The sequence below is a fragment of the Massilia sp. UYP34 genome (genome assembly GCF_056279385.1).
The window spans coordinates 1-7,676 of record NZ_JBWBRF010000040.1; the positions used below are offsets into that span (position 1 = coordinate 1).

Sequence of the window (7,676 nt, forward strand, 5' to 3'; positions counted from 1 at the left end):
TGATAGTGCTGCAACCAGTGTGAAAGTAGGTTATCGTCAGGCTAGTTATATAGAAAAACCCCACCAGGTGATCCTGGTGGGGTTTTTTGCTTTTCAGTCTAGATCGCGCTCTTGAAGACAAGGAAATTCGCCAGTGGGATGTATCCGAAAGCAAATAGGATCATCGTCGATTCCGATCGTCAGGTGCAGCGCCAGAACCCTGCCGAAGTGGTGAACGCGATCAGGGATATCCTTGCGAAGCACAGGTCAGGGCACTGCGCAACAACAGTTGCACGCGCTGCGTAGGGCGAATCCCACAGTCCACCGAAACGTTCTCTGATACTTCCTCCGTCCTCCCACGCGCATGATCGAAGCTCTTGTTCAGTAAGCGGAGGATCGCAATGAAGTCGAAAGAGAAGATCAAGGGCGGAGACAACCGTGCACGCGGTATCGCAAAACCAAAAACGTTGATGGTTGCCGAGGGCAGCCTGCAGTCGAGGGCGCCCGGTTACGTCATGCCGGGCGGGCTCGACACGCCTTTCCCGAAGGGGAACACCGGATCCATGCAAGCGGACTCGTCTGGACGTGGCCAACGCGCCGGCGCCGGTTCGCAGAGCGGCGGCTGGAGCGCGCGCCAGCAGGCGCAGCGTATGCAGGCGCGCGGCGAGCAGGACCGCCTCGGCGAGTCGCGGCAATCCGGTCACGGCATGGAGCAGTACCAGCAGGCCGGGTCCCAGGAGTCTCCGGTCGGTCCCGATAAATCGCGACAAACCGGCAACGGCGCCGCCAACCAGCAACGGCAGGGGCGCCCTGACGAACCGGCGTCGGATGCCGGCAGCAAGCGCAAGGGCTGACAAAACCAGGACTTTGAGCGTTCACGAATACAACTGACCCGGGCCTGGCCCGGGTTTTTTGTTATCGGAGCAGGACACACGGTGAGCCATCCCACTGCCAGCCCACGTAAATCTGGTGCACAATGCCATTAACGACATTGTCATTTCATCCATAGGAGAAGCATGAACGAACAGGTCGCACGCAACGTCGTGCTGGTGCGCTCGATTGAATACGCCGACGTTGCCCACACGGTTCTGAGCGACGACGATCGCATGTTCGCCACCCGCAGTGCGCGCGAGCTCGCCGCCTGGCAGGCGGCGGACAGCCATATGGCGGTGAACCAGCATCACTTCCTGCAGCAACGCGCGGAACAGATCCTCAAGCGCCTGGGCGAACGCACGCCGGCCTTCGGCGCCTTCGCCCGGCGCGCTCCCGGCATGGGCGGTATCTGGATCGCGTTGCCATTCCTGGCCTTTGTGCTTGGCGCCGCGCTCGACCGCATCGCCGATCCGCACCGCGTCGACCTGCTGTCGGCGCCGCTGCTGGCGATCGTCGCCTGGAACCTGCTCGTCTATCTTGGCCTGCTGGTCTGGGCCATCGTACCCGCCGCGCGCCGGCGCAAGAGCGGTACGCCGCTGCTGCGCCGCCTGAGCGTGGGCAAGGCGGTCGCGCCGCGCAAGCTGCCGACCGCGCTGGCCGAAGGCGTCGCCCACTACCTGGCCGATTGGGCCGTGCTGAGCGAGCCGCTCACGCGCGCGCGCCTGGCCCGTACCTTCCACCTGGCGGCCGCCGGCTTCGCGCTCGGCGCCGTCGCCTCGCTGTATGCGCGCGGCCTGCTCACCGAATACGTCACCGGATGGGAGAGCACCTTCCTCGATGCGCAGCAGGTGCACACGCTGCTGTCATGGCTGTTCACACCCTCGCTGACCGTGTTCCCGTTCCTGCAGGGCTTTACGTTGGCCGAGATCGAGCAGCTGCGCTTTGGCGGCGGCGCCGGCTTGCCGGTCGGCGACCGTTGGGTCCACCTGTATGGCGCGACCCTGCTGCTACTGGTGATCCTGCCGCGCCTGGTGCTGGCACTGGTCGCGGGCATGCGTGCGCGCCATCTGAAACGCCACTTCCCGATCGATCTCGACCAGCCTTATTACCGCAAGCTGGCCGACAGCATCGGCGCCGGCGCCCCGGCCGTGCTGCGCGTGATTCCCTACAGCTACACGCTCGACGAACCGCGCGACCGCGGCCTGTGGGCGATTGCCGCCGCAGCCCTGGGCGGACAGGCGCGGGTGCAGTTGCTGCCCCCGGTAGGGTATGGCGTCGAGCTCAAGGACGCCTTGCGCGACACGACCCTGAAGGAGGCCGGCATCACCGCGACCACGGTGCTGTTCAGCCTTGCCGCCACGCCCGAGAAGGAAAACCATGGCGCGCTGCTCGACTATCTGGTCAAGCGGGTGCCGCGCGGCGTGGCCGTGCTGCTCGACGAGTCGCCGCTGCTCGAGCGCATCGGCGAACAGGTCGGCGGCGAGCGCGTCGCCGAACGCCACGCGCTGTGGCGCCAGTTCTGCAGCTTCCACGGCGCCTCGGCCCATGTGGTCAACCTGCTCCAGCCCGACAAGCACCCGCTTGAACTGGGCGCGGGCCTCGCCCTGGAGCTGCGATGATCGCGCCCGCAAAAATCCAGTTCGCGCTGGTTTCGCACACCAATAACGGCAAGACCACGCTGGCGCGCACCCTCGTTGGGATGGACGTCGGCGAGATCCGCGACGCCGCCCACGTCACCCAGATCTCGGAAGGCTATCCGCTCCTGAGCACTGAGGAGGGTGATTCGCTGGTGTTGTGGGACACGCCGGGCTTCGGCGATTCGGTGCGCCTGCACAAGCGGCTCGCGCTGGCCGGCAATCCGATCGGCTGGTTCCTGCGCGAGGTGTTCGACCGTTACCGCGACCGCCCGTTCTGGCTCAGCCAGCAGGCGCTGCGCGCGGCCAGGGAAGAGGCGGACGTTGTGCTGTATCTGGTCAACTCGTCCGAATCGCCGCAGGACGCCGGTTACCTGCCGCCCGAGATGAAGATCCTCGAATGGCTCGGCAAGCCGGTGGTCGTGCTACTCAACCAGGTCGGCCCGCCGCGTCCGGCCCAGGAGGAGCTGGCCGAACCCAAGCGCTGGAAGCAGCACCTGGCGCAGTACCAGGTGGTGAAGGAAGTGCTGCCGCTGGACGCCTTTGCCCGCTGCTGGATGCATGAACACGTGTTCTATGAATCGGTGGCGGGCCTGATCGACGAGGAGAAGCGCCCCGCCTACGCGCGCCTGCTGGCAGCCTGGGCCGAGCGCAACCGCGTGCGCTATGCGAGCGCCATCAACATGAGCGCCGAGCAGATCGCGGCGGCGGCGCGCGACAGCGAGCCGCTGGGCGAAGAACGCACCGGCATGCTGCGCACGGCGCTGAAGGCGGTCGGCATCGGCAAGGACGAGCAGCGGCGCCAGGATCTCGCGATGGCGGCGCTGGTGCAGCGCCTGAACGACGGCATCAACCACGCGACCGCGCGCATGCTGTCGCTGTATCGCATCGATCCGGGGCAAGCGGTGAACGTGAACGCCCGCGTGCGCGAGAACTTCGCGGTGCGCGCGCCGGTGGACAAGGCGCAGGCCGGGCTGCTCGGCGCGGTGGTGTCGGGCGCGGCGACCGGCCTGTCGGCCGATGCGATGGCGGGTGGCCTGACCCTGGGCGCCGGCGCGCTGTTGGGCGCGATCGCCGGCGGCATCACCGCGGCCGGCGCGGCCTGGGGTTTCAACCAGGGCACGGACCGCAACCAGGCCAATGTGAAGTTCGCCAATCCTTTCCTGCAGACGCTGCTGACGGGCGCCATGCTGCGCTACCTGGCGGTGGCGCACTTCGGAAGGGGGAGGGGAAATTATGTGGAGAGCGAGGCGCCGCCGTTCTGGCAGGCCGAGGCCGAGCAGGCGCTGAGCGCGGTCGGCATCGATGGGGATCGCCTGTGGCAGGCGGTGCGCGAAGCGCCGGACCTGGGCGCCGCCACCAGGCTGGTCGAAGCGGTGCTGGCGCCGGCGGTGACGGCGACGCTCGAGCGCCTGTATCCCGACGTCGCGCTGCCGGGCGCGCCGGCGCAGGCAGCGCCGGCAGCGCCGACATCGGACAAGGACGCGGTTACCGGAACTGGTACTGCGCGCTGACGCCCAGGATCCAGTTGCGGCCCGGCGCCGCTTCGTAATAGCGGCGATTGGTGTCGCCCACGATGACGGACCCCACGTAGTCGCGGTCGAACAGGTTGTTCAGGCGCGCGAACTGGCGCAGCTTCCAACCGCCCAGCTGCTGGCTCGCCTGCACGCGGGCGTTGACGATCGCATAGCCCGGCGCCGGCGTGGCGCTGTTGGTGTCTTCCGCGTACACCTTGCTGTTGGCGATGGTCTCGAGCGCCGCGCCATAGCGGCCGGCCGCTTCCTTCCAGCCGAATTCACCATAGAAGCTGGTCTTCGGCAGGCCGGGCAGGCGGCTGCCTTTCGGTACCGCGCCAAAGGCTTCGTCGTAGACCGCGTGCAGCATGCTCAGGGCCAGGCGCGCGTTCCAGCCGGCGCCGAGTTCGGCGTCCACCGACAACTCGCCGCCCTGGCGCAAGGTGGCGCTGGCATTGCGGTAGCTGGTGCGTCCACCCGACGAGGCGTCGACCACCAGTTCGTCCTTCGTCTTCACCTGGAACACCGCGGCGTTCACGCGCACGCCGCTCGCCACCATGGCCTTCACGCCGGCTTCGAGATGGGTGCCGATCGCCGGTTCGAGGGCGAAGTTGAAGCCGCCGCCCGTGCCCGAGTAAAACGATTCGTTCATCGTCGGCGTCTCGAAGCCGCGCGCCGCGCTGGCATACACGTTCAGGGTCGGCGACACCTTGTACAGCACGCCCACCAGCGGCGTCGTGTGGCGGAAGTCGGCGCCGCCGCTATCGTCGCCATTGGACAGGTAGCGGTCGTTCACGTCGAAGTCCACGCGGCTGTGGCGCACGCCGCCGCTCAGCACCCAGCGGTCGCGCTCCCACTCGACCTGCACGTACGGATCGACGCTGGTCACCTCGTTCTGTTCGTCGCGCCGCAGGTTGCCCTTCACGCCGAAGGTATTGCCGACGAAGTTCTCGAAGCCCTGGCGCGCATCCTTCGAGCGCGCCAGTTCCAGGCCGGCCGTGGCGCGCATGGTGCCGCCGGCGAGCTGGCGCACCGCGCGCCAGTTGGCGTCGATGCCGTAGAAATCGCGATCGAAGTCGATCACCCCGCCGGAGTGGCTGCTCGGCGCCTGGAAGCCGCGCGAGAACGACTGGTACTGGACGACGCGGCGGTTGCCGCCGTAGGCGGTCACCTGCAGGCGGTCGGCGCCGAACCTCTGTTCATACGTCGCGCCGAACTGCTGGTGGTCGATGCTCTTGCGCGTGTCGTAGCGATCGGCCAGCGTGCGCTGGGGCGTCTGGGTATCGGTCGTGTCGATCTCGCCCGCGCGCGGGTCGCGCTGATAGGTGGCCCAGGTGACGCCGAGCGGGTCTTGCGTATCGTCCTGGCGCAGGCCGCTCGCGGTCAGCACCAGGCGGCTGGTCGACGAGGGTTCGACCACCAGCTTGGCATAGGCCTGCTTGCGCGTCGCCGCGCTGTGATCGCGGTAGCCGTCGGTCTCGAAACGCGAGGCGTCGAGCAGGTAGCCGATGCCGCCGCTGCGGCCGGAAGCATTGGTGTCGAACTTGCGCTGGCCATAGCTGCCGCCGGTGAAGCTGGCTTCGACCGTGGGCGTATCGGTCGGTTCGCGCGTGAAGAGCTGGACCACGCCGCCGGAGTGGTTGCCATACAGGGCGGACATGGGGCCGCGCAGCACTTCGATGCGCTCGGCCAGATCCAGGTTGAAGGTCGCGGCCTGACCCTGGCCGTCGGGCATGGTGGCGGGGATGCCGTCCGCCACCAGGCGCACGCCGCGCACGCCGAAGGCGGAGCGGGTGCCGAAGCCGCGCGAGGAGATCTGCAGGTCTTGCGCATAGTTCTCGCGATTGCGCACCACGATCCCCGGCACGGCGACCAGTGCTTCGGACGCATTGACGCGCATCTGGGTGTCGCCGATCTGCGCGGCATCGACCACGTCGATTGCGGCTGGCAGGTCGAAACTCGTGTGTTCGGCGCGGGTGCCGCTGACCACGACCACGTTCATCGGGTCGCGAATCTCTTCGGCGAGGGCTGCCAGGGGCCAGCAGGCGCAAACGGCGGCGATCGCAGTACGGCGCAAGACGGTGTGCTTCATTTTTTCTCCATGAGTGCGTAGCAAGCGCGGGACGGTAGGCGCCTTGCCAATCAGCCAAGGAATATACCTTGCAAGGGAGTCTTACGTGCGCACGGAAAAAATCCAGCAACCTGATGGACGGGTGAATGGCTGAGGCATGTCTCGTTCGGGGCCCCTTGCGCAACCCTGTCCGGGTTTGCTATAGTTCGCCTCCGCTTCGGCACTGGCCGAAAAATGTTAACGTAATCAAGTGGTTACGTTGGCAAGGTTGCAGAGAAATCTGAGGCGAAGCGAAATGAGGGGTTGACGAAAAACGAAAAACACTTCATACTCTCTTTCCTCTGCTGCTGACGAACACAACGCTTCGAAGCAAACGGCAGATGCAGTACCGGATAAAGTTCTTTAAAAATTAACAGTCGATAAGTGTGGGCGTTTGATGAAGGTGCCAAGAACTTCGGTTCTTGCATACTTAAATTATCAAATGTTCGCACAAAGTATTAAACGTTGCTTCAGCAATGAAGTGACGGTCAGTATTTTGAGTGAGCGACTCGGCTAGCAATAGCCGATGACTCGAAAGAGTCAACAAACAGAGATTGAACTGAAGAGTTTGATCCTGGCTCAGATTGAACGCTGGCGGCATGCTTTACACATGCAAGTCGAACGGTAACAGGGAGCTTGCTCCGCTGACGAGTGGCGAACGGGTGAGTAATATATCGGAACGTACCCAAGAGTGGGGGATAACGTAGCGAAAGTTACGCTAATACCGCATACGATCTATGGATGAAAGCAGGGGACCTTCGGGCCTTGTGCTCCTGGAGCGGCCGATATCTGATTAGCTAGTTGGTGAGGTAAAGGCTCACCAAGGCGACGATCAGTAGCTGGTCTGAGAGGACGACCAGCCACACTGGAACTGAGACACGGTCCAGACTCCTACGGGAGGCAGCAGTGGGGAATTTTGGACAATGGGCGCAAGCCTGATCCAGCAATGCCGCGTGAGTGAAGAAGGCCTTCGGGTTGTAAAGCTCTTTTGTCAGGGAAGAAACGGTGGGGGCTAATATCCTCCACTAATGACGGTACCTGAAGAATAAGCACCGGCTAACTACGTGCCAGCAGCCGCGGTAATACGTAGGGTGCAAGCGTTAATCGGAATTACTGGGCGTAAAGCGTGCGCAGGCGGTTTTGTAAGTCTGACGTGAAATCCCCGGGCTCAACCTGGGAATTGCGTTGGAGACTGCAAGGCTAGAATCTGGCAGAGGGGGGTAGAATTCCACGTGTAGCAGTGAAATGCGTAGAGATGTGGAGGAACACCGATGGCGAAGGCAGCCCCCTGGGTCAAGATTGACGCTCATGCACGAAAGCGTGGGGAGCAAACAGGATTAGATACCCTGGTAGTCCACGCCCTAAACGATGTCTACTAGTTGTCGGGTTTTAATTAACTTGGTAACGCAGCTAACGCGTGAAGTAGACCGCCTGGGGAGTACGGTCGCAAGATTAAAACTCAAAGGAATTGACGGGGACCCGCACAAGCGGTGGATGATGTGGATTAATTCGATGCAACGCGAAAAACCTTACCTACCCTTGACATGTACGGAAGGCCGGAGAGAT

4 protein-coding genes and 1 rRNA gene are annotated in these 7,676 nt (G+C 64.1%); 4 read left to right on the plus strand and 1 reads right to left on the minus strand.

From position 1 onward, the window contains the following. Positions 1-380: 380 nt before the first annotated feature. The 3 genes from ACZ9AQ_RS23905 (at position 381) to ACZ9AQ_RS23915 (ending at position 4,000) form a co-directional block, all read left to right on the plus strand. Positions 381-833: a hypothetical protein gene (locus ACZ9AQ_RS23905; protein ID WP_429207283.1), complete on the plus strand. Its 453-nt coding sequence runs from the start codon at positions 381-383 to the stop codon at positions 831-833. A gap of 162 nt (positions 834-995) precedes the next feature. Then, the gene (locus tag ACZ9AQ_RS23910) at positions 996-2,471 is read left to right on the plus strand and encodes a DUF2868 domain-containing protein (RefSeq protein ID WP_429207285.1); all 1,476 of its coding nucleotides are present in this window, start codon (positions 996-998) and stop codon (positions 2,469-2,471) included. Then, complete coding sequence (locus tag ACZ9AQ_RS23915; protein ID WP_429207286.1) at positions 2,468-4,000, plus strand: DUF3482 domain-containing protein; 1,533 nt, start codon at positions 2,468-2,470, stop codon at positions 3,998-4,000. Before ACZ9AQ_RS23910 ends, ACZ9AQ_RS23915 begins: the two co-directional genes overlap by 4 nt. Here ACZ9AQ_RS23915 and ACZ9AQ_RS23920 read toward each other — a convergent pair. Next, positions 3,975-6,092, minus strand: coding sequence for a TonB-dependent receptor family protein (locus tag ACZ9AQ_RS23920; protein WP_429207288.1), 2,118 nt, complete (start codon positions 6,090-6,092; stop codon positions 3,975-3,977). The genes ACZ9AQ_RS23915 and ACZ9AQ_RS23920 overlap by 26 nt on opposite strands. Before the next feature lie 574 nt (positions 6,093-6,666). Here ACZ9AQ_RS23920 and ACZ9AQ_RS23925 point away from each other — a divergent pair. Beyond that, positions 6,667-7,676, plus strand: a 16S ribosomal RNA gene (locus ACZ9AQ_RS23925); the annotation flags it as partial.